Raw genomic sequence first — 20,235 nt, 5'->3', positions numbered from 1 at the left:
CATGAGCGACCAAAAGAAGAAAGGCGCAGCCCCCCGTCAAGAGAACGCGCCTTCCAAAATGCTTCTCCCGCAGGTTACCAAAGAATCGACCATTCTGGCAATCATGCGGGCCGGCCACAGCCTCAACCGCTTCGAGGCCGAGCGCGTCGGCGATCACTGCTTGCACTCGACTATTGCGACCCTTCGCAGCAAGGGCTATCAATTCCACGACGAGTGGGAATGGGTCAACACCCGCTTCGGCAAGGAAGTTCACGTCAAGCGATATCGCTACCTGGGAGCCGCCGCATGATGACGAAATCTGTTGACGGTCGTTTACGGCCCGAGTATTCTGATCTGGTCGCGAAAAAAGACGCGGCCGGGTTTAGCAGCCCGAATTACTCAAGGCGGACAACCGCCAATGGCGGTATTTTTTCGTCCGTACCATGCTGCACCTCCTATGGAGCGGCGGTGGTTGGGAGGCTTCGGCCTGCCGGTTTCCTTGAGTACCGGTCTGCTAACCCGATCATTCGCCGCTCCACCCCGTTTAGCAGCGGGGCGAGCGGTCCTAAACCGCTACTCAAGGAGGCTCCCATGCCTGGCACCAACTCGCCCGTACTTTCCCATCCCGAACAAATCCGCCGTCTCGCCGGTATCGCCGACGCCATTGGCGCAATGCTGGGCACCTATGCCCTGCTGCCCGCTACTGGGAAAATCGATGCGCTCGCGGTATCCGCCAGCCTGGCCGATGACTTGGCCCAAGCACTCGCCACTATCGCTAGGGAGGCCGTATGAGCCCGAACGGACCGGAATTCAAAAATGCCGAGCAAGCCGCCTATGAGCTGCCTTGGCTTCTAAGGCGGCTGGGCCAAGGCAGCGCCTCCACACTGACTCCAGAACAGCGGCTTCTCGCACAAGCGGCGGAAGGCCATGCTTATAACGCAAGCGACGATGTTTTGAGTGGCATTGAGGCCATCGGAAGCCTGCTATTTATTGCCGGAAATAATGACCAGTGGCCACTCAATAGCAGTCAGCTTTGCAATATTGGAACGCTCCTCAGACATTTGGCGGTAGAGGCTCAGTTCCTGAAAGAGACAGAATCCGAAATGCGCTACCTGTCGAAAGAAAGGCCGGCGCCAGACACCGAACGCAAAGGAGGCCATCGTGAGCGCTGATGCCCTGCTCTCTCGCCTGGAGCGGGTCCGCAAGACTGGCAACGGGCGCTGGGTATCGCGCTGCCCTGCCCATGACGACAAAGGGCCGAGCCTATCCGTCCGAGAACTCGATGACGGGCGAGTACTGCTCCACTGCTTCGCTGGCTGTGAAGCGCAAAGCGTCCTTGATGCGGTGGGCCTGACTTTTGAAGACCTGTTCCCTGAGCGAATCGGCGGCGACATCGCCAAGCGGGAGCGGCGCCCCTTCAACGCGGCGGACGTGCTGCGCTGCCTGTCCGTTGAGGCCCTGGTAATTCTCCAATACGCAACAGCCATATCAAGAGGTGAAGCATTGACAGTTGAAGCACGTAGCCGGCTGGCGCTGGCAGCCCAGCGGTTCCAGCATGGCGCGCAGGTGGCCCATGCGTGACGATTGGGACAGCATCGAGCGAGGGGCCGCGGCGCTCGATGCAATGCCGAATTACGAGCGAGTCGTAAAACTCCGCTGTGGCGCCGCCATCAAGCCTCAGCCGATTACTTGGCTGTGGGATGGCTGGCTCCCGGCCGGCAAGCTGACGATCCTGGCTGGCGCTGCTGGCACCGGGAAGACGACGTTAACCCTTAGCCTGGCGGCGACCCTGACAGCTGGCGGGCGCTGGCCGGATGGGAAGCCGGCGAAGGCGAAAGGCAATGTCCTGATCTGGTCGAGTGAAGATAACCCGGACGACACCCTTGTGCCCCGACTGATCGCGGCTGGCGCTGATATGAGCCGCTGTCACTTCATCGAGGGCATTGCCGAGAATGGGCAAAGCGTCCCGTTCGACCCGTCGCAGGACATCGGCGAACTTCACAAGGCGGTCGAGCGGATTGGCGGCGTCTCGCTGCTCATCATTGACCCTATCGTGAGCGCAGTAGCCGGCGACATGCATCGTGCGAACGATGTCCGGCGCAGCTTACAGGCCGTGGTCGACTTTGCGGAGGTCCATAAGTGCGCCGTGGTGGGGATTACCCACTTCGCCAAGGGTGGCGCTGGAAAGTCACCGCAAGAGCGCGTCATTGGCTCGCAGGCCTTCGGCGCCCTGGCTCGTATGGTGCTGGTAGCGGCGAAGGAGGAGGACGGCGACCGGCGAGTGCTGGCGCGGGCTAAGTCCAACATCGCTCCCGACGACGGCGGCGTATCGTATTGCCTCGACCTGGTAAACATCGGCGGCGGCATGGAAGCAACTCGCACCAGATGGGAAGGCGTGATCGAGGGGACAGCCCGCGAGATCCTGGGCGATGTCGAGTACAACGAGGACAACGAGGCAGAGGAAAGGGCCGATGCTGAGCAGTTCCTTCGCGGGTTACTGGCGGACGGGCCGATGCCATCCAAGGCCGTGAAAGCTGATGCTGATGGCGCTGGATATTCTTGGGCCACTATCCGACGAGCGCAAAGGGTAATCGGCGTCGAATGCGTAAAGGAAAAGGGCAGCAAGACGAGCCATTGGGTCTGGCGCTTGCCTTAACTAGCCCTGACAACTTGCTCAACTTGCTCAAGAAAATAATGTGAGCAAGTTGAGCAACTTGAGCAAGTTGTCGCTCCTTTTTGTTTCTCCAAGTACATAGAGGTTTTATCTCTGGAAGGCGCATCACAGCGCCTTTTTCCTCTGCTACAAGGGCATCAGTCAACCCACCCTTTGCAAAGGAAAACAGATGATCCACGGTATCAAAGAACAGCGCGCCGCCGCCGTCGCGGAAATGCGCGGCATGGTCGAAAAGGCTCAAGCCGAGAAACGCAGCCTGACCGGCGACGAAGCCGCCAAGTTCGACACCCTGAAAGCCAAAGTCACCGACCTGGAAGGCCAAGAGGCCCGCGCCTCGTTCCTGGCCGAGACCGAGCGCCGCATGATGGGCGAGCCGGCCCAAGGCGGCTTCGGCGACCTGTCGAAGCAAGTCTCCGTAATGAAGGTGCTCCAAGCGAAAGCCGAAGGCCGCTCGCTGGATGGCGCCGAGGCCGAGTACCACCAAGAGACCGAGCGCCGCACCGGCCGCAAAGCGCAGGGCGTGTTTATCCCGATGGCCGCCATCGAGCAGCGCTCCAACACCACCGCCACCGCCCCGGAGCTGGTCGCAACGATTCAGCGCGCCGACCAATACATCGAACCATTCCGCAATGAGCTGCTGGCCCGCCGCCTGGGCGTGCGCGTGCTGTCGGGCCTGACCGGTAATGTCACCATCCCGAAGCACGGTTCCGGCGTCTCGGTTGGCTGGGTTGCCGAGAACGGCGACCTGTCGGAAAGCGGCATGACCTTCGATAGCGTCACGCTGGCGCCGAAACACGCCGGCGGCATCACCGAACTGTCCCGCCAGCTCATCATGCAATCGTCGCCGGACGCCGAGCGCCTGGTGACTGACGATCTGCGGTTCATGCTGGCCAAGGCCATCGATACTGCGCTCATCAAGGGCGGCGGCACTAACGAACCGAAAGGCGTCCTGTCGACGGCCGGTATCCAGACCGCCAGCCTGGCAACCCTGAACTGGCTAAACGTCCTGTCGATGAAAGAGAAGCTGGAGCTGGTCAACGCCACGGCCGCTAACTGGCTGATGAGCAAGAAGGTCTCGACCAAGTTCGCCGGCACCGAAAAGTCGACCGGCACCGGCATCTACCTGATGAGCGGCGGCCAGCTGGCGGACCTGCCGGCTTACAGCACGAACCAAGTACCGAACACGGATGCGACCAAGGGCGTGGCGATCTTGGGCGACTGGTCTCAAGTCCTGCTGGGCATCTGGTCCGAGATCGACATCCTGGTGAACCCCTACGACTCGGCGGCCTACGCTCGCGGCGCCGTGAAGGTCCGCGCAATGTCCACGGTCGACATCGCGGTACGTCACCCAGAAGCCTTCGTTGTCGCCAACGACGTGGCAATCTAAGGGGGTAGCATGGACCTTGAGCTGAGGACCGGCAACGGCCTGTCAGTCGCAGCGCAAGGCCGGCTCGCCGGCTACGCGGCTGTCTACAACTCCGAGAGCCAAGACCTGGGCGGGTTTATCGAAGTGATCCGCCCTGGTGCTTTCGATGCGTCCCTCAGTTCCGGCGTCAACGTCCGCGCCCTGTGGCAGCACGACGGCAAAGCCCTACTGGGCACCACCAAGGCCGGCACCTTGCGCCTCAAGGATGACGCTCGCGGCCTTGGCTTCGAGCTCGACCTACCCGGCACCACCCTGGGCAAAGACCTGTCTGTGCTGGTCGAGCGCCGCGACGTATCCGGCTGCTCGTTCGGCTTTCGCGTGCCCGAGGGCGGCGACCGTTGGGAACAGCGCGGCGGCCAGCTGGTGCGTGAGCTGCTGAATGTTCAGCTGGTCGAGATCACCTTGACCGATGACCCGGCGTACATGGACACCACCGTAGCGAAACGCAGTATGTCCGCCCGGACCTGCGACACCCGCTCCCTTCAATCCCTCTGGCTGGAGACGCTGTAATGAGCCTGATTAACCGAATGCTGAGCCGTCTGGGCTACGAGCGCCGCGATGCCTCTGACTCGTATTGGGCGAACTACGCGGCACTGCGCAGCGGCGGCACCAGTCCGGCACGGGCCGAGAGCGTGAGCACCGTGTATGCCTGCGTCTCGGCGATCTCGGAAACCATCGCTACCCTGCCGCTGGTGCTGTACCGCCGTAACAGCGACGACGGCCGGGAGCGCGCCAAGGATCACCCGCTGTACAAGGTGCTCCACGACACCCCGAACGGCACCCAGACCGCGCTGGAGTTCCGCGAGCAGATGCAAGCCGCCGTGCTCTTGAAGGGTAACGCTTACGCTGAGATCGTCCGAGGCTACGACGGCCAGGTGCGCGAACTGCTGCCGCTCCACCCCGACCGCGTGACTGTGCTGGTGCTTGAAAATGGAAGGCTGGGCTATGAATACGTTGATACGAAAGGCCGCGTGCGGCGCCTACTACAAGACGAGGTATTTCATCTTCGTCACCGCACCGACAATGGCGCCCTGGGCGTCTCACCTATTGCTGCCGCTCGTGAGGTTGTAGAGCTGGCGCTTGCCGAGCGTGACCACGGCAACAGTACCTTCCGCAATGGCACCCGCCTGTCTGGCCTGCTCAAGTTCCCGGCCAAGCTCAACGACGGCCAGCGCGAGCGCATCCGGCAAGGCTGGCAGTCACAGTACGGCGGCGGCGCCAATGCTGGCAAGACCGCGATCCTTGAGGAAGGCGTCGATTACCAGACTGTCTCGATGACCCTCGAGGATGCCGAGTGGATCGCCTCACGCCAGTTCAGTGTTGAGGAAGTCTGTCGCCTGTTCCGCGTCCCACCAACCATCGTGGGCGATCTGAGGCACGGCAACTACTCCAATTCCGTCGAGATGAGCCGCCAGTTCGTGGTGCTGTCCCTGCGCCGCCACCTGACGATGTGGGAGCAGGCTATCTCGCGCTGTCTGCTGACCGAGGCCGGCCAACGCATCTACTTCGCCGAGCACAGCGTAGAAGGCCTACTGCGCGGTGACAGCCTCAACCGAGCCCAGTTCTACCACTACGCCATAGACGATGGCTGGATGGACGCTGATGAAGTCCGCCAACTGGAAAACCTGCCCAAGAAGGAACTCAATGCCGACCGCAATCAAACGCCACAAGCTCCAGACGCTCAAACCCCGCCTCAAGGAACTGGACCCGCTACAGGCAAGGGGAATCAAGACCCTGTCGAGCAAGACGCTCAAGGAAAAGCAGCAGGCCAACGGGCGAACGCTGGCGCTCAATAGCAAGGCATGGCGCGACCTGCGGCGCCTGGTGCTGAGTGAGCAGCCCATCTGCCCGGAGTGTCAACGCCGCGGCTCCTACACAGCGGCCAGCGAAGTCGACCACATCGACAACGACGCCAGCAACAACGAGCGCTCCAACTTGGTCGGACTTTGCAAGCCTCATCACTCGGAGAAGACCGCCCGCTATGAGCACTTCAAGCGTACGGGACGCTGGCTGCCGGTGAAGGGATGCGATGCGAACGGCATCCCTCTGGACCCGGAGCACCACTGGAACAAGGGCGAAAAATCACCAGCAACCGGCGCGCCCGAACCGACATGTACCCTTCACACGCACGGCCGCACTTGAGGATTTCACGAAATGGCGAATCGTCCGACCCCTACCGCGCTCAAAAAGCTCGCCGGGAACCCTGGCAAGCGGCCTATCAACAAGGATGAGCCTACGCCCACGACCGGCGCGCCACAGTGTCCCGACTGGCTCACGGGCGACTCGCTCAACGAGTGGAACCGGATCGTCCCCGAGCTGGACCGCCTGGGCGTCCTCACCTGCGTTGATGGCGGCGTGCTGGAGGCGTATTGCGTGACCTACGGCGCGATCGTCTCGGCTGTGAGAACCAATGAGCCACCGAAGGCGGCGCTCCTGGGCCAGCTGCGCGCCTACGCTGCCGAGCTGGGCCTGACGCCGGCCGCTCGCGCAAAACTGGTAATCCCGAAAGGAAAAGAAGATGACCCGGCAGAAGAGTTCTTCCACTGACCCTGGATTTTGGTACGACGAGGAAGCAGCGGAGCGCGCCGTCAAGTTCTTCTCGACCTGCCTCACCCATACCAAAGGCGAATGGGCCGGCAAACCGCTGGCGCTGTCGGACTGGCAGGCGGACGAGATCATTCGGCCGCTGTTCGGCTGGAAGCGTGCGGACGGCACCCGAAAGTATCGGACGGCCTATATCCAGATCCCACGGAAAGCCGGTAAGTCCACGCTGAGCGCTGGTATTGCGCTGTACATGCTCCTGGCGGACAAGGAGCCGGGCGCCGAGGTCTACAGCGCCGCCGCTGACCGCGATCAGGCCGCTATCGTGTTCGAGATGGCGCGAGGCATGGTAGACGCCTCAGAACCGCTCAGGAAGCGCACACAGGGCTATAAACGGTCCCTGGTAGTGCCGAGCACCGCGAGCAGCTACAAAGTCCTTTCCAGCGACGCATACACGAAGCACGGCCTCAACGCGCACGCCATCATCTTTGACGAGCTTCATGCGCAGCCCGACCGCGAGCTATGGGACGTGCTCACGACTTCGACCGGCGCCCGTCGCCAACCGCTGACCATCGCCATCACGACGGCCGGCTATGACCGCCATTCGCTGTGCTACGAGCTGTACGACTACGCGGTGAAGGTGCGGGACGGTATCTTCGATGATCCCTCGTTCCTGCCCGTGATCTACGAGGCCGGCCAGGATGATGACTGGAAGGCGCCGGCCACCTGGCGCAAGGCTCACCCCGGCCTCGGCGTCTCGGTCCGAGAAGAGTACTTCGAGCAGGAGTGCGCGAAGGCTGTCCAGCTGCCGAGCTACGAAAACACCTTCAAGCGGCTGCTGCTGAACGTCTGGACCGAGCAGGATACCCGCTGGCTGTCGATGGACGCATGGGACGCCTGCGGGGAGGAGCTGCCCGACCTGGAGGGCCGTATCTGTTTCGCCGGCCTGGACCTGTCGACCACCACTGACATCACCGCCCTGGTGCTGGCCTTCCCTGTCGGCGGGACGATCCACCTCAAGCCGTTCTTTTGGGTTCCGCGTGATGGCATCCAGAAGCGCGCCAAGCGTGACCGCGTGCCTTACGACGTATGGGTGAAGCAAGGGCTCATCGAGGCCACCGAGGGCAACGTGATCGACTACGACGTGATCCGGGCTCGCATCAACGAACTGGCTGAGCGTTACCACATCGCTGAGATTGCAATCGACCGCTGGAACGCTACCCAGCTGGCGACTCAGCTCACTGGCGACGGCTTCACGGTTGTCGGCTTCGGCCAGGGTTACGCCAGCATGAGCGCGCCTTGCAAGGAGCTGGAGCGCCGCATCCTGGGCCGGGAGATCAATCACGGCAAAAACCCGGTTCTTCGCTGGATGGCGTCTAACGTGAGCGTAACGATGGACCCGGCCGGGAACATGAAGGCGGACAAAGCCAAGAGCACCGAGCGCATTGATGGCATCGTGGCGTCCCTGATGGCGCTGGGGCGCACGATGGAATCGGACCACGACCGGCCAAGCGTGTACGAGACCGAAGGCATCATGTTTGTTTAGTGGACGGTGTCGTTCGGCGAAACGACACTTCCTCAAATTGAGGAATGCTGTGTAATCAATGAGATGGTCCACCATTGGTGGATAGCCAAGGGGTTGCCACAGATCGTGGCACCCCGGCAGATGCATCCAGCTTTGGATGGATTGGAGAAGGGGGGTAGCGCTTTGCGACCCCCTAGCAACGCGGGCTCTGCGTTCAATACAGACCCCTGGTGCATCCAAGCGGCCTAGCTGAGCAGGATTAGTCCACTAAAAGACCACAGAGACTTGTAGTCCACAGACACAAGGTCAAAATACCCTGTAAGTCATTGATTCTTATGGCGCGGCTGGCTGGGATCGAACCAGCGACCCTTGGCTTCGGAGGCCAATACTCTATCCACTGAGCTACAGCCGCGCTGGAGAGGTGTGCGAAGGATACAGAGTTTCGGCGCCGCCGTCTATGGAGGAGGCGCGTTACCTTCCCGGCGCAGCGCTCCTGGCAGCACTTTCCCTTGTGCAGGGCACCATGCAAAGTCACGTTCCGCGCGTGGAATTGCGTTTCCATTAATTACTTTGCGGTCTATAATCCTGCGGAGGCCATTGCGTACAAGAAGTATTCGAACGACAGGCATGGCCAGGCTGGCACAGATGTGAAGCGGTTTTTTTAATTCAATTAAGGAAATCATGAGCGACGCACACAACGAACAGCAATCCTTCATCCATACCCCCAAACAGTTGATTGCCGTAGTCGCTGGTTTTTTCCTGGTGATCGTCGTTGGCATCATCCTCCTGGTGACCTTCGTCACCAACAAACCATTGGAAGGTGCAGGATCGTCGGACCGTAACGCACAGGCACTCGTGGAGCGCATCCGTCCCGTTGCCGACGCAGGCTTCGTGTTCAAGGATGCGAACGCGCCGAAGGTGCTGCAGTCCGGCGATGCCGTCTATGCGGCGGTCTGCGCGGCTTGCCACGGCACCGGCGCCGCCGGCGCGCCGAAGGTCGGCGATGCCGCTGCCTGGAAGGCACGCCTCGGGCAAGGCTACGATAAGCTGGTGCAGCACGCGGTCCAGGGCATCCGCGCCATGCCGCCGAAAGGCGGTAATCCCGATCTCGACGATATCGAAGTGGCGCGCGCGGTCGTGCACATGGCCAATCAAAGCGGCGCCAAATTCAAGGAACCGGAAGCGCCGGCCGCCAACGCGGTCGCAGGTACGCCTGCCCCGGCTGCTGCACCGGCGGCATCCGCCGCGCCAGGTGCGGACGCTGCCGCCAGTGCCCCCGCCACGCCGGCTGCGGCAGCCCCGCCAGCTGCGGCACCGTCGCCGTCGCCCGCGCCGGTCGTCGCTGCGTCAGCCGAAACCGGAAAAACCGTGTATGGCACCGCGTGCATTGCGTGCCATGGTGCCGGAATCGCTGGCGCGCCAAAGTTCGGCGACAAGGCGGCCTGGGCCACGCGTCTCCAGCAAGGCAACGCCATCCTGTACGAGCACGCCATCAAAGGCTTCCAGGGCAAGGCTGGCGTCATGCCGCCGAAGGGCGGCTCTACCGCGCCTGATGCCGACATCAAGGCTGCCGTGGACTACATGGTCGCCGCGGCTAAATAAGGAATCTGGAAGCCATGTATTGTCCGGACGGATCCCATACCGCTCTGAACAAATGACAACAAGTTGCCGTTAGTTACTTTCAATTTGGCATCAGAAGCCGCCGAATGGCGATGCATTTCTGTTCGCCTTCCGTCGCCCGCATCGAATAATAATTAGTTATTTTGCTAGAAAGCAGAATACTATTTGTTGATGAGAGGCTATTTTTTCGTTGCCTTGCGGGAACAAACTCAAGAAAGTTCAAAATTTTTCTGGCCATCACTATTTCTGTGTCGTAATCTCGGTTTATTCGCCGTGCCTACTTATTGGCACAAAGTCATAACCGAGAGAGATAGTGATGAAATCAGCAAACGCCTTCCCGTCCTTCCGTTACCTCGCCATCGCCGCGGCCTGCGCCGCGCTGGCGGCGTGCGGCGGCGGCGGCGGTGCCAACGGCACTGATGTCGGCACCACGACCGCGGCATCGACCATTACCGTACCGAGTACCGCCGCAACGGCACCTTCGTCGGGCGCCAATGCGTCGACCGGCACGACCCCGGCATCCGGCTCGTCGGCTGCAACTGCCGCCAGTGTCATCACCGACGTGCGCATCCAGAATACCGATCCCGTCACGGCGCAAACCAATGTTCCGTTCACTTTCGGCCAGGTGTTCGCCGCCGGCCAGGTGAAGTCGGCCGACGCGCTCAGCGCTCGCCTCGAGGACGGCACCGTCGTCGCCCTGCAGATGGATGTCAAGGCCACCCACCCGGATGGCTCGGTGCGTCACGCCGTCGTTTCCGGCATCCTGCCGAACGTCGCCGCCGGCGGCCAGCGCACCGTTTCCCTCGTCAAGGGCGGCAACGCCCCCGCCGCGGCCATGCCGGCCTCCGTCGGCGACCTGATGCGCAATGGCATGAGCTTCTCGTTCCACGCCAAGATCAACGGCACCGACTATTACGCGTCGGCTGACGACCTGCTCAAGAGCACCACCCCGACCAGCTGGCTGAAAGGCGGCGTGGCCAACGAATGGCAAGTGGCGACGCCGCTGCGTACCGCCGATGGCACGCAGCACCCGCACCTGTCGGCGCGTTTCGCGATCCGCTACTACGGCGCCATCAAGAAGGCGCGGATCGACATGACCGTGGAAAACGACTGGGCCTACGAACCGTCGCCGCAGAACTTCAAGTATGACGCCAGCGTCATCATGAACGGCAAGTCGGTCTATTCCAACGCCGGCCTGAACCACCTGCACCACACGCGCTGGCGCAAGATCTTCTGGTTCAGCGGTACCGAGCCGAAAGTCGCCAGCGAGCCGTCGATCGCGATCAAGCACAACACCGCCTACCTGATTGCCAGCCGCGCCGTGCCGAACTATGACCAGAGCCTGGTGATTCCGGAACAGGCACTCGCCGACATGCAGACGCGTTGGAACGGCATCGGCAAGGAACCGATGTCCACCGGCCTCATTACCTATTACATGCCGATGACCGGCGGCCGCGACGACATCGGCCTGCTGCCGGCCTGGGGTGCGACCTACCTGCTGAGCCAGGACAGCCGCGCCCGCGAAATCACCCTGCGCACCGCCGACCTGGCAGGCAGCTTCTCGTCGCACTACCGCGACAAGAACACCGGCCGTCCGGTGAGCCTGCTCGACTATCCGTACATGACCATCGCCGGCCGCTCGACCGATACCGGGAACCCGGCTACCGGCAAGTACGAAGCCTTCCCGGGCTGCGGCGGCGACTGCAGCACGCCGAACACCCACGACGTGGCGCACCAGCCGGCCATGGCCTACCTGCCCTACCTGGTGACCGGCGACTACTATTACCTGGAAGAGTTGCAGTTCTGGGCAATGTACAACGCGTTCTCGACCAATCCGGGCTATCGCGACAACATCAAGGGCATCATGTCGTCCGAGCAGGTGCGCGGCCAGGCATGGTCGCTGCGTACCCTGGCCGAAGCCGCCTACATCACGCCGGATACGGATTCGCTGAAGAAGGCGTTCACGGACATCATCAACAATAACCTGGACTGGTACAACAAGACGTACACCGACAATGCGTCGGCCAACAAGCTGGGAGTGATCGTCAACGGCTACGCGCTGGGCTACGACAACAATACCGGCCTGGCTCCGTGGCAGGATGACTTTTTCACGGCGGCGATCGGCCATGCCGCGGAACTCGGCTTCACCAAGGCGACGTCGCTGCTGGCCTGGAAGGCGCAGTTCCCGATCGAGCGCATGGTCGGCAAGGGCGCCTGCTGGATCGATGCCGCGAGCTACTCGCTGCGCGTGCGCAGCGCCGACGGCGCGCCGTTCTACAGCACGATCGGCGAAGCCTACGCGGCCAGCCACGATGCCGCGACCAATGCGCTGGCCTGCGGCAGCGCCGCCATGGCGAGCGCCTTCGGCCTGAAGGTGGGCGAGATGACCGGTTACGCGAATGCCTACGCCGGCTATCCGTCGAACATGCAACCGGCGCTGGCCTATGCTGCGGACGTCGGCGGTGGCAAGGGCAAGGCGGCATGGAACCAGTTCGCGGCCCGCTCCGTGAAACCGGATTACCGCTATGGTCCGCAGTTCGCGATCGTTCCGCGCTGATCGCGGCCCCGGGAAGTCCGCCTTCCCGGTCCGCTCCTGAAAACGGCTGCCCTCGGGCAGCCGTTTTTTTATGGCGGGCGCGTCAGAACCTGGGCGTGGCGTCGAAGTGATCGCGGTCCTGGGCCAGCGGGTCGTGCATCCCGAAACCCGAGGCGCGACGCGCCGGCCGGGCGGTGGCGGCAGGGAACACGAGGGCCACGACCTTCGAGCCGGCCTGGCCGAGCACCCAGGCCGTCGCGACGATGAGCACGAGGGACAGCACGAAATCCAGCAGGTGCTGCCCGGTCGGGTGCACGAACAGGTACATGTGGATGATGAAGATCTCGAGCAGGCAGCCTTCCAGCTTCGCCAGCATGCGCAAGGGAGCCCAATGCGGCAGGCGCGCCTTCATCAGCCACAGGTTGGTACTGATGCAGGACAGTGCCAGCAAGGCATTGTTCGCGCCCTTGTAGCCCAGCACCAGGTTCAGCGCGAGGATCAGGACGAGCGACCCGGCCCCCAACGCCAGGGCCAGCCGCGGTGCGACACGGGTGTCGTACAAGCCGACGAATACCCCAAGGATGAAGCCCAGTGTCGTCAGCCACAGGGAAAATCCGAGATTCACGTTCTTGTCCATGAACATGAAAAAGGCGGTAGCGACGAGCGGCAGGAAGAAATCGTTGCCGTTGGCAACGCAGGCGCGCACCAGATAGGGATAGGTGGCGTAGAACAGCAGGAGCACCGTGAAGAACCACAAGCCCGCTCCCAGCGCACTCTCGTTGTGGCCGAATACGTTGAGGAAGCCGGACAGGCCGAACACATGGACCAGCGAGTGCCAGTGGAATACGACCTTGTCCTGCGCCAGCAGCAATACCGACAGGCACACGAGCAGGAACCAGTACCGTACCAGCAGGCGCTGCAGCTTTTTCTGCCAGAAGCTGCGCACGTCCAGCTTGCTGCCGTAGATGCGCGTCGTGAACAATGCCGACGAAAAGGTGAAGATGAAAAGTCCCACGACGGTGGGAATCCACAGCGGCAAGTCGGCGAACCAGTGCGACGCCACCACGGTCAGTATCGCCACGACCTTGAAGACGGAGTAGTTGAAACTGGCGGGAGAGTCCTGCAATGCCCGGGCGCTCGATGTCATGATGGGGTCCTCAATGAATGGGCCATGGAATGCCGCTCAGGCGCAGCAATCCAATGATTCAAAGGGCAATAATAACTTGGTATTTTTTTAAATAAAAGAACTAAGTGTTACTATTCAGCCATGCCCAGGCGGCTGTGGTTTTTATTTCCTTTTGCACAAATAGAAACGCCCGGTATTGCTACCGGGCGTTCATGCAGCACGAGGCCGAGGGAGATTAAAGGTCCTTCTCAAGCACTGCGCGCACCGATGGCGTGGTGAGGTAGGCCAGGCGCTTCAGCTCGCGCCGGCCATGCGTCACGGTGTCCAGGATCAGGCCGCAGGTCAGCGACAGGAAGGCCAGCAGCATGACGCTCGCCGCCAATACCGCGGTGGGCAGGCGGGGCACCAGGCCGGTCTCGAAGTAGGTCACGAGCACGGGGATCGCCAGGCCCGTCGCTATCAGCGACAACAGGCCGAAGATGAGCGCGAAGAAGGCCAGCGGGCGCTCGTTCTTGAACAGCTTGGTGATCATCATGAGGATGCGGAAGCCGTCGCGGTAGGTCGACAGCTTGCTGGTCGAGCCCTCCAGGCGCGCGCCGTACGGCGTGTCGATCTCGCCGATCGGCATGCGCAGCTCGAGCGCATGCACCGTCAGCTCGGTCTCGATCTCGAAGCCATTCGACAGCGCCGGGAACGACTTCACGTAGCGCCGTGAGAACGCGCGGTAGCCCGACAGGATGTCGGTGAAGCGGTTGCCGAACAGCCGCGCGACGGCACCGGTGAACAGGGCATTGCCGAAACGGTGGCCGGCGCGGTAGGCGGCGACTTCGGTATCGACGCGGCAGCCGACGACCATATCCATGTTCTCGTCGACCAGCTTGGCGATGAGGGCCGGGGCGCTGGCGGCATCGTAGGTGATGTCGCCATCGCACATCAGGTAGACGTCAGCATCGATGTCGGCGAACATGCGGCGCACGACGTTGCCCTTCCCTTGCAGGGTTTCCTTGCGCACGATGGCGCCGGCGGCCGCCGCTACTGCCGACGTGCGGTCCTTGGAATTGTTGTCGTAGACATAGATGCGCGCCTGGGGCAGTTCCTTGCGAAACGCCGTGACGACGGTACCGATGGCTGCCTCTTCGTTATAGCAGGGCAGGATGACGGCGATCTCGAGCCCGGCAAACGCCGTGTCGGCCGCTTCGGTCGGCAACGTGCTGTTCGACATCTTCGCTATTGAATGCATTGTGCTTTCTCGTTACTGTAATTTGACAATATTGGTCGCCTTGGCGGGAATGCCGAGGTCGCGTACCGCCGCGATATCGGGAACGACTGTCCCTACGGCGTCGTACACTTCGGTCGTGCCCGGTCGGTACTTGTGGGCGATCCGCTCGCGCAATCGGAAACCCGAGTCACTGCGCGCCAGGGCATCGCGCAGCTGGCTGCTGTGCGGGTAGGCGGCCACATTGCGTGCCAGGACCACGACGACGTGCTGGACGCCCAGCCGCCGCAGTTCCGCCTGCACCTGCTTCGCGTCACCGTATTTGAGGATATAGGAACTACCCATGAAATTCGAGTCGGCCAGCAGCTTCGAGGCACGAATGACGTAGCTGTGCAACGCCGGGTCCTGGATGGCCATGTCGGCGATGAAGGCACCTTCGCTGCCGGCGGCGCCGTCGATCACGGTCACGCTCGGCTGGCCCGATGCGCCTAGTTCGCGCGCCACGCGCGCGACGCCCGTATCCGCTTTCGGTTCGCGTTCGGCCAGGTGGAGCAGGCCCGGCACCGCCATGACGGCACCCAGCACGCCGACGACGAGCGGCCCTGCCACCGGCCGGCCGGGCGTGACCAGCCGCCGCGCCAGGCGCTCGGCCCCCAGCAGGGCCAGCACCACGACGGCCGGCAAGGCGGGCGCCATATAACGGTCGACGATGTCGACCGGCACCAGCGACTGCAGCGCCAGCGTGGCCAGCAGCAGGCTGAGGATGCCGGCCACGAGGCGCCAGCGCTGCGGCGAGGCGTGTCGTTCGCGCCATTCCATGACCACGGCGAACAGGGCCAGCAGCGCACCGACCGGCGTCAGGTTGTGCACCAGCGCCAGCAGGTTCGCCCCCAGTGCCTTCGATGCATAGTCGAGGCCGGCTTGATAATTGAACCCATCGGCGGCGATCTTCGCCGTCAGCATGTACCACGGCACGACGATGGCCGCGGACAGTGCGGCGGCCACGAGCAGCTTCACGTCCAGCAGGCGTTTCCAGTCGCCGGTGAGGACGATGTGGAAGACGGGGACCAGGGCGATCAGCCAGCCGTTGCCCTTGATGAGAACGGCCAGCGCGGCCAGCGCCGCAAAGCCCAGCGCCTTGCCCCAGCCCGGTTGCGCGGCATAGGCGATCCAGACGGCGGTGGCAGCCATCAGGCAGGCGCTCAGCGGCTGGTCCACCATGAACATCGCCTGGCCTTCCAGCGCGAGCGGCGCGAGCGCGTACACGAGCACGCCCACCAGCGCGGCACGGCGGCCGGACAGCAGCGTCAACGCCGCGGCGATGCCGAGCGCGGGCAGCGCGGCGACCAGTACATTGATGGCAAAGGCAACGGGAATCGTGGCCGGCAGAACCAGGAACAGCAGGCCGAGGAAACCGTAGTAGGCCGGCGGCCAGTGGCCGATCGAGATCTTCGGATAATGCACATAGAACTCGGTGGCGGCGCCCATCGGGTTCGCACCGAACTGGTGGCTCAGGTAATGGGCGATGAAATAGCCGTTGAGGAAGTGTGACGGCTCATCGGCACCGGAAAAACCGGCCTGGTAGGCGCGCGCCAGCAGCATCGCCAAGACGCCCATCCCTACCGCGCACAGGTAGGCCGCGAAGAGGAACGCGGCTGACGGCTTGTTGCTGGCTGCTTGCATTGGATCCGTTCTGAAAATCAAGGAAATTGTCTAATTTTACACTTATTTTTTATCAACAATTTAAAAATTGCTGATGTGTTGTGTGCGACGACACGGTGTCCACAACCCCGAAGGAGGTCGGGAAATCGGGCTTGGACGAGAAGAATGTAGCGTGAGCACAACGTCGACTATAAAAAATCGCGGATTTCAATTGCAGCAATTTTTTAGATATGTTCAATAACATTATTTTCCATATGAGAAATAGTGCTTTGAAGTCATGCTTTCGTTTGTACATTGCCGATCAAATGGACTTTCATAGGGAAAACATTGGCCTTGGGATGTTTTCCGGCCTGGAACTTGAGCAATGAAGAAGATGCTTAGGCAAGACGGAACTTATTTTTTAACTAATTACCGTGAAATAAGACACAATTTTGTGAATATATAAATCCTGGATGTAGCGGAGAGATCGTTACAACTGGTTACATCCTGGGATGGTCAGGCCTCGTATGCTCAAACTTTCCAGCAGGAATAACTGCTCACAGGAATTTGTTCACGAGGATATACATGCAATCTCTTCACACCAAAGCATCGCACCTCTTCCAATTCGCCGTGCTGGGCATGATGACGATCGGCAGCGCTTCCGCCGCTACCCTGGCGGTCGGTGCCGGCAAGCCGTATGCGACTCCGTGCAAGGCCTTTGCTGCCGCCAAGGATGGCGACGTCGTCGAGATCGCCAATGGCACGTACAGCGGCGATGTCTGCGGCATCTATGCGAATAACCTGACCATCCGCGGCGTCAACGGCCGCCCGAAGATCGATGCCGCCGGCAAGAACGCGATGGGCAAGGCGATCTGGGTTGTGTCGGGCAATAACATCACCATCGAGAACGTCGAGATGTACGGCGCCAAGGTGCCGGACCAGAACGGCGCCGCGCTGCGCCTGGAAGGCACCAATTTCACGCTGCGCTCGGCCTTCCTGCACGATAACGAGAACGGCATCCTGAGTGGCGTCAACACCGCCAGCAAGATCCTGATCGAATACAGCGAGTTCGGCTACAACGGCTACGGTACTGGCTATACCCACAACCTGTACATCGGCAATGCCGGCAGCCTGACCTTCCGCTACAACTTCTCGCACGACGCCAACGGCGGCCACAACCTCAAGTCGCGCGCCCAGGTCAATGCGATCTACAACAACCGCTTCTCGAGCACGGCGCCGGGCGAGACGGGCACGACGGCAGCCGGCAAGCCCAGCTACGAGATCGACCTGCCGAATGCCGGCTCGTCCTACGTGATCGGCAACGTGATCGAGCAGCCCGCCGCCAACAGCAACCCGAACATGCTGGCCTACGGCGAAGAAGGCGCGACCAATCCGGGGCAGGACCTGTACGTGGTCAACAACACCTTCCTGAACGACTACAGCTCGGGCGGCACCTTCGTGATGGTCGGCTCCGGCGTGAGCAAGCCGGTCCTGCTGCAAAATAATATTTTCGGCGGCATCGGTAGCGTCACCAACCAGGCGAACGCGATCGACAAGACCAATTACCGCTCGGCCGCGCCGGGCTTCGTCAACCGCGCCGCCTACGACCTGCGTCCGCTGGCCGACAATGCGCTGGTGGTGAATGCCGGTTCGGTGCCGGGCGTCGCGACGAGCGGTTTCGGCCTCAAGCCGGGCGCCGTCTACAAGCACCGCGCATCGGGTGCCACCCGCAACTACGACGGCAAGTACGACATCGGCGCGTACGAGGCCCAATAAGCCGCTCCGCCGCATCGCAAAATAAAAAGGGGTCGCTCAGGCGACCCCTTTGTTCATGGACGGCGCGCGCTTACCAGATGATCACGCGGTCCTTCGGTGCCAGGTACATCTTGTCGCCCTGCTTGACCTTGAAGGCGTCGTAGAAGCCCGGCTGGTTCTTCAGGGTGCCGTTGGCGCGGAACTGGCCCGGCGAGTGCGGGTCGGTCTTCACCTGCACGATCTGCTGCGCTTCGCGCATCTTGGTGCGCCAGACCTGCGCCCAGCCCATGTACAGGCGCTGTTCGCCGGTCAGGCCGTCGATGACGGGGGCCGGCTTGCCCTTCAGCGAGATCTTGTACGCCTTGTAGGCGATGGCCAGGCCCGAGTTGTCGGCGATGTTCTCGCCCAGCGTCAGCTCGCCGTTCACGTGGTAGCCCGGGATCGGCTCGAAGGCGTTGTACTGGGCGACCAGCATCTCCGTCTTGGCCTTGAAGTTCTTGTGGTCGGACGCCGTCCACCAGTCGCGCAGGTTGCCGTCGCCGTCGTACTGGGCGCCCTGGTCGTCGAAGCCGTGGCTGATCTCGTGGCCGATCACGGCGCCGATGCCGCCGTAGTTGACGGCGTCGTCCGCGTTGGCGTCGAAGAACGGCGGCTGCAGGATCGCGGCCGGGAACACGATCTCGTTCATCTCCGGGTTGTAGTAGGCGTTGATGGTCTGCGGCGTCATGCCCCATTCCTCGCGGTCGATCGGCTTGCCCAGCTTGTTCAGCTCGCGGTCCGCCTCGACGATGCGCGAGCGCATCACGTTGCCGACCAGGTCGTCACGCTTGACGACGAGGGCTGAGTAATCCTTCCACTTGTTCGGGTAGCCGATCTTCGGGGTGAACTTGGCCAGCTTGGCCTGCGCTTCCTTCTTGGTCGCGGGGCTCATCCAGTCCAGCGTGTCGATGCTCTGCTTGTAGGCGGCCAGCAGGTTCTTCACCAGCGCTTCCATGCGCGCCTTGCGCTCGGCCGGGAAGTACTGCTCCGTGTACAGCTTGCCCAGCGCCTCGCCCTGCGAGCGCTCGACGGCGCCGACGCCGCGCTTCCAGCGCGGTTCGATTTCCTTCACGCCCGACAGCGTGGTGCCGTAGAAGTCGAAGCGCTCGTCGACGAAGGCCTTCGACAGGAAGCTGCCGTAGGATTCGATCAGGTGCAGCGACAGGTAGGCCTTCCAGGTGTCGAGCGGGGTCTTGTTCGAGACCTCGACGAAGCCCTTCAGGTAGGTCGGCTGGCCGACGATCACGTAGCTCGTCTTGCCGGCGATGCCGGCCGCCTGCAGCCAGGCGTTCCAGTCGAAGCCCGGGGCGACCTTGTTCATGTCGGCCAGGTCGACCTTGTTGTAGGCCTTGATCGGGTCGCGCAGCTCGACCTTGGTCCACTGCACCCTGGCGATCTCGGTCTCGAAGTCGACGATGGCCTTGGCATTCGCGGCGGCGTTCTTGTCGCCGGCCAGGGTCAGCATCTTCTGGACGTGGGTCAGGTACTTGGCCTTGGCGGCGGCCAGCTTGGCGTCATCCGCCTTCAGGTAGTAGTCGCGATCCGGCATGCCCAGGCCGCCCTGGCCGATGTCGGCCACGTACTTGGTCGAATCCTTGTTGTCCTGGTGGATGCCGAAGTCGAACGGCACGCCCACGCCGATCTTGCCCAGGCGCGCCAGCAGGGCCGGCAGCTCGGACTTGTCCTTCAGCGCGGCGATCTTGTCCAGCTCGCCCTTGAGCGGGGTCACGCCCAGCTGTTCCAGGCGCGCCTCGTCCATGAAGCTGGCGTAGAAGTCGCCGATGCGCTGGGCATCGGTGGCGGCGGCCGGCTTGCCGGCGGCGACCTTCTCGATGATGCCGCGCAGCTGCGGCAGCGTGTTCTCGCGCAGTTCCATGAACGAGCCCCAGCTCGACTTGTCGGCCGGGATCTCGACGGTCTTCATCCACTTGCCGTTCAGGTAATCGTAGAAGTCGTCCTGCGGGCGCACGGACGGCTCGATGTACTGGGTGGCGATGCCCGAGGTCAGCGTCTGGCCGCCCTTGGTGTTCTTGGCCGCGTTCTTGGCGGCGGCCCCTTCGGCCGCCTGGCCCTGGCTGGAGATGAGGGCCAGCGTCAGGGCGCTGAGCAGGTATTGTTTTTTCATCGTGGTCTCTCTTCGTCGTTATGGTAAGCGGC

At 62.3% G+C, this 20,235-nt stretch carries 18 protein-coding genes and 1 tRNA gene; 14 read left to right on the top strand and 5 right to left on the bottom strand.

The features are described 5' to 3' along the window. Window position 1: 1 nt before the first annotated feature. The 11 genes from ACI1V7_RS16770 (at window position 2) to ACI1V7_RS16720 (ending at window position 8,166) form a co-directional block, all read left to right on the top strand. Window positions 2–289 (top strand): helix-turn-helix domain-containing protein, encoded by a 288-nt coding sequence (locus ACI1V7_RS16770; protein WP_404532940.1) that lies wholly within the window; start codon window positions 2–4, stop codon window positions 287–289. Beyond that, entirely contained in the window at window positions 286–771 is a 486-nt protein-coding gene (locus ACI1V7_RS16765; RefSeq protein WP_404532939.1) for a hypothetical protein, read from the top strand. The genes ACI1V7_RS16770 and ACI1V7_RS16765 overlap by 4 nt, the downstream gene beginning before the upstream one ends. Next, window positions 768–1,151 (top strand): hypothetical protein, encoded by a 384-nt coding sequence (locus ACI1V7_RS16760; protein WP_404532938.1) that lies wholly within the window; start codon window positions 768–770, stop codon window positions 1,149–1,151. The genes ACI1V7_RS16765 and ACI1V7_RS16760 overlap by 4 nt, the downstream gene beginning before the upstream one ends. Then, complete coding sequence (locus ACI1V7_RS16755) at window positions 1,141–1,560, top strand: DNA primase (protein WP_404532937.1); 420 nt, start codon at window positions 1,141–1,143, stop codon at window positions 1,558–1,560. Before ACI1V7_RS16760 ends, ACI1V7_RS16755 begins: the two co-directional genes overlap by 11 nt. Then, a complete protein-coding gene (locus ACI1V7_RS16750) occupies window positions 1,553–2,635 on the top strand; it encodes an AAA family ATPase (protein ID WP_404532936.1) in 1,083 nt (360 codons plus the stop codon). Before ACI1V7_RS16755 ends, ACI1V7_RS16750 begins: the two co-directional genes overlap by 8 nt. 187 nt (window positions 2,636–2,822) lie before the next feature. Beyond that, window positions 2,823–4,040, top strand: coding sequence for a phage major capsid protein (locus ACI1V7_RS16745; RefSeq protein ID WP_404532935.1), 1,218 nt, complete (start codon window positions 2,823–2,825; stop codon window positions 4,038–4,040). A gap of 9 nt (window positions 4,041–4,049) precedes the next feature. Further along, window positions 4,050–4,589: an HK97 family phage prohead protease gene (locus tag ACI1V7_RS16740; RefSeq protein WP_404532934.1), complete on the top strand. Its 540-nt coding sequence runs from the start codon at window positions 4,050–4,052 to the stop codon at window positions 4,587–4,589. Then, window positions 4,589–5,875: a phage portal protein gene (locus ACI1V7_RS16735; RefSeq protein WP_404532933.1), complete on the top strand. Its 1,287-nt coding sequence runs from the start codon at window positions 4,589–4,591 to the stop codon at window positions 5,873–5,875. The genes ACI1V7_RS16740 and ACI1V7_RS16735 overlap by 1 nt, the downstream gene beginning before the upstream one ends. 28 nt (window positions 5,876–5,903) lie before the next feature. Then, complete coding sequence (locus ACI1V7_RS16730) at window positions 5,904–6,221, top strand: HNH endonuclease signature motif containing protein (protein ID WP_404532932.1); 318 nt, start codon at window positions 5,904–5,906, stop codon at window positions 6,219–6,221. A gap of 12 nt (window positions 6,222–6,233) precedes the next feature. Continuing rightward, window positions 6,234–6,626: a P27 family phage terminase small subunit gene (locus ACI1V7_RS16725; RefSeq protein ID WP_404532931.1), complete on the top strand. Its 393-nt coding sequence runs from the start codon at window positions 6,234–6,236 to the stop codon at window positions 6,624–6,626. Then, window positions 6,598–8,166 (top strand): terminase large subunit, encoded by a 1,569-nt coding sequence (locus ACI1V7_RS16720; RefSeq protein WP_404532930.1) that lies wholly within the window; start codon window positions 6,598–6,600, stop codon window positions 8,164–8,166. Before ACI1V7_RS16725 ends, ACI1V7_RS16720 begins: the two co-directional genes overlap by 29 nt. A gap of 315 nt (window positions 8,167–8,481) precedes the next feature. Here the strand turns inward: ACI1V7_RS16720 and ACI1V7_RS16715 are convergent. Beyond that, window positions 8,482–8,557 (bottom strand) — tRNA-Arg (locus ACI1V7_RS16715). Window positions 8,558–8,826: 269 nt separating this feature from the next. Here ACI1V7_RS16715 and ACI1V7_RS16710 point away from each other — a divergent pair. Further along, window positions 8,827–9,747, top strand: coding sequence for a c-type cytochrome (locus ACI1V7_RS16710; RefSeq protein WP_404532929.1), 921 nt, complete (start codon window positions 8,827–8,829; stop codon window positions 9,745–9,747). A gap of 334 nt (window positions 9,748–10,081) precedes the next feature. Further along, on the top strand, window positions 10,082–12,322 hold the full coding sequence (locus tag ACI1V7_RS16705; protein ID WP_404532928.1) for an RIFT barrel domain-containing protein: 2,241 nt from the start codon (window positions 10,082–10,084) through the stop codon (window positions 12,320–12,322). A gap of 82 nt (window positions 12,323–12,404) precedes the next feature. On the opposite strand, the gene ACI1V7_RS16700 is transcribed toward ACI1V7_RS16705, so the two are convergent. The 3 genes from ACI1V7_RS16700 to ACI1V7_RS16690 all read right to left on the bottom strand — a co-directional run bounded on the left by ACI1V7_RS16700 (window position 12,405) and on the right by ACI1V7_RS16690 (window position 16,326). Beyond that, a complete protein-coding gene (locus ACI1V7_RS16700) occupies window positions 12,405–13,448 on the bottom strand; it encodes a hypothetical protein (RefSeq protein WP_404532927.1) in 1,044 nt (347 codons plus the stop codon). 214 nt (window positions 13,449–13,662) lie between these two features. Next, window positions 13,663–14,667: a glycosyltransferase gene (locus tag ACI1V7_RS16695; protein ID WP_404532926.1), complete on the bottom strand. Its 1,005-nt coding sequence runs from the start codon at window positions 14,665–14,667 to the stop codon at window positions 13,663–13,665. 12 nt (window positions 14,668–14,679) lie between these two features. Beyond that, window positions 14,680–16,326 (bottom strand): glycosyltransferase family 39 protein, encoded by a 1,647-nt coding sequence (locus tag ACI1V7_RS16690; protein WP_404532925.1) that lies wholly within the window; start codon window positions 16,324–16,326, stop codon window positions 14,680–14,682. A gap of 543 nt (window positions 16,327–16,869) precedes the next feature. Between ACI1V7_RS16690 and ACI1V7_RS16685 the strand changes: the two genes are divergently transcribed. Next, window positions 16,870–18,060 carry a right-handed parallel beta-helix repeat-containing protein gene (locus ACI1V7_RS16685; RefSeq protein WP_404532924.1) on the top strand — a complete coding sequence of 397 codons (1,191 nt, stop codon included), beginning with the start codon at window positions 16,870–16,872 and terminating at the stop codon, window positions 18,058–18,060. A 70-nt stretch (window positions 18,061–18,130) separates the two neighbouring features. Here the strand turns inward: ACI1V7_RS16685 and ACI1V7_RS16680 are convergent, their stop codons facing one another. After that, the gene (locus ACI1V7_RS16680) at window positions 18,131–20,203 is read right to left on the bottom strand and encodes a M13 family metallopeptidase (RefSeq protein ID WP_404532923.1); all 2,073 of its coding nucleotides are present in this window, start codon (window positions 20,201–20,203) and stop codon (window positions 18,131–18,133) included. Between the last annotated feature and the right edge of the window lie 32 nt (window positions 20,204–20,235).

It is taken from the genome of Massilia paldalensis, from assembly GCF_044901715.1.
GTDB classification, from domain to species: Bacteria; Pseudomonadota; Gammaproteobacteria; order Burkholderiales; family Burkholderiaceae_D; genus Telluria; species Telluria paldalensis.
The sequence above is the reverse complement of the archived record's forward strand: the minus strand, read 5'-3'. Positions and strand labels throughout refer to the sequence as shown.

What these genes read in the sequence shown, in the direction of transcription:
- ACI1V7_RS16770 (WP_404532940.1), top strand. Translation starts at nt 2, where the DNA reads ATGAGCGACCAAAAGAAGAAAGGCGCAGCCCCCCGTCAAGAGAACGCG.
- ACI1V7_RS16765 (WP_404532939.1), top strand. Translation starts at nt 286, where the DNA reads ATGATGACGAAATCTGTTGACGGTCGTTTACGGCCCGAGTATTCTGAT.
- ACI1V7_RS16760 (WP_404532938.1), top strand. Translation starts at nt 768, where the DNA reads ATGAGCCCGAACGGACCGGAATTCAAAAATGCCGAGCAAGCCGCCTAT.
- ACI1V7_RS16750 (WP_404532936.1), top strand. Translation starts at nt 1,553, where the DNA reads ATGCGTGACGATTGGGACAGCATCGAGCGAGGGGCCGCGGCGCTCGAT.
- ACI1V7_RS16745 (WP_404532935.1), top strand. Translation starts at nt 2,823, where the DNA reads ATGATCCACGGTATCAAAGAACAGCGCGCCGCCGCCGTCGCGGAAATG.
- ACI1V7_RS16740 (WP_404532934.1), top strand. Translation starts at nt 4,050, where the DNA reads ATGGACCTTGAGCTGAGGACCGGCAACGGCCTGTCAGTCGCAGCGCAA.
- ACI1V7_RS16735 (WP_404532933.1), top strand. Translation starts at nt 4,589, where the DNA reads ATGAGCCTGATTAACCGAATGCTGAGCCGTCTGGGCTACGAGCGCCGC.
- ACI1V7_RS16725 (WP_404532931.1), top strand. Translation starts at nt 6,234, where the DNA reads ATGGCGAATCGTCCGACCCCTACCGCGCTCAAAAAGCTCGCCGGGAAC.
- ACI1V7_RS16720 (WP_404532930.1), top strand. Translation starts at nt 6,598, where the DNA reads ATGACCCGGCAGAAGAGTTCTTCCACTGACCCTGGATTTTGGTACGAC.
- ACI1V7_RS16710 (WP_404532929.1), top strand. Translation starts at nt 8,827, where the DNA reads ATGAGCGACGCACACAACGAACAGCAATCCTTCATCCATACCCCCAAA.
- ACI1V7_RS16705 (WP_404532928.1), top strand. Translation starts at nt 10,082, where the DNA reads ATGAAATCAGCAAACGCCTTCCCGTCCTTCCGTTACCTCGCCATCGCC.
- ACI1V7_RS16700 (WP_404532927.1), bottom strand. Translation starts at nt 13,448, where the DNA reads ATGACATCGAGCGCCCGGGCATTGCAGGACTCTCCCGCCAGTTTCAAC.
- ACI1V7_RS16695 (WP_404532926.1), bottom strand. Translation starts at nt 14,667, where the DNA reads ATGCATTCAATAGCGAAGATGTCGAACAGCACGTTGCCGACCGAAGCG.
- ACI1V7_RS16690 (WP_404532925.1), bottom strand. Translation starts at nt 16,326, where the DNA reads ATGCAAGCAGCCAGCAACAAGCCGTCAGCCGCGTTCCTCTTCGCGGCC.
- ACI1V7_RS16685 (WP_404532924.1), top strand. Translation starts at nt 16,870, where the DNA reads ATGCAATCTCTTCACACCAAAGCATCGCACCTCTTCCAATTCGCCGTG.
- ACI1V7_RS16680 (WP_404532923.1), bottom strand. Translation starts at nt 20,203, where the DNA reads ATGAAAAAACAATACCTGCTCAGCGCCCTGACGCTGGCCCTCATCTCC.